Below are 508 nucleotides of genomic sequence, written 5' to 3'. Positions count from 1 at the left end.
AACAAACCACCGATCCCGCAGTTGCGCCAAGCCCTGGACGGCCTGCCCACCTACGACCGCACGTCGATCAACGCGTGGGAAGATCGTGAGTTCGTCGAGGCGGTCAAGGCCACCGGCCGCAGGAAGCTGGTGATGGCGGCGTTGTGGACGGAGGCATGCCTGACCTTCCCTACGCTCGACGCGCTGCGTGAGGGCTATCAGGTCTATCCGGTCACCGATGCAGTGGGCGGCACCTCGCTGGCTGCGCATGAGACCGCGTTGCGCCGCGTCGAGCAGGCCGGAGCGCGACCGATCACCTGGGTGCAACTGCTGTGTGAGCTGCAGCGTGACTGGGCCCGCAAGGAGACCGTCGGCGACTTCACCCGGCTGTTCATCGAGACGGGCGGCACCGCCGGCCTGCAGTTCGCCTACGACCGGGACGAACACTGAGGCCGCATACCGAGGCCGCGTGGTCACTCGTAACCTTCCTTGGCTTGGAAGGTAGCCTGCTGACCTGCATATCCGGTGT

At 65.9% G+C, this 508-nt stretch carries 1 protein-coding gene; it reads left to right on the top strand.

Annotation, left to right across the window (positions count from 1 at the left end):
• Positions 1 to 429: isochorismatase family protein (locus AWQ70_RS37140; RefSeq protein WP_067186911.1), on the top strand; the 429-nt coding region annotated here is incomplete at its 5' end.
• Positions 430 to 508: the final 79 nt, after the last annotated feature.

Source organism: Microtetraspora niveoalba, from assembly GCF_001570405.1.
Classification (GTDB): Bacteria; Actinomycetota; Actinomycetes; order Streptosporangiales; family Streptosporangiaceae; genus Microtetraspora; species Microtetraspora niveoalba.
This window is presented reverse-complemented; position numbering and strand designations above follow the sequence as displayed.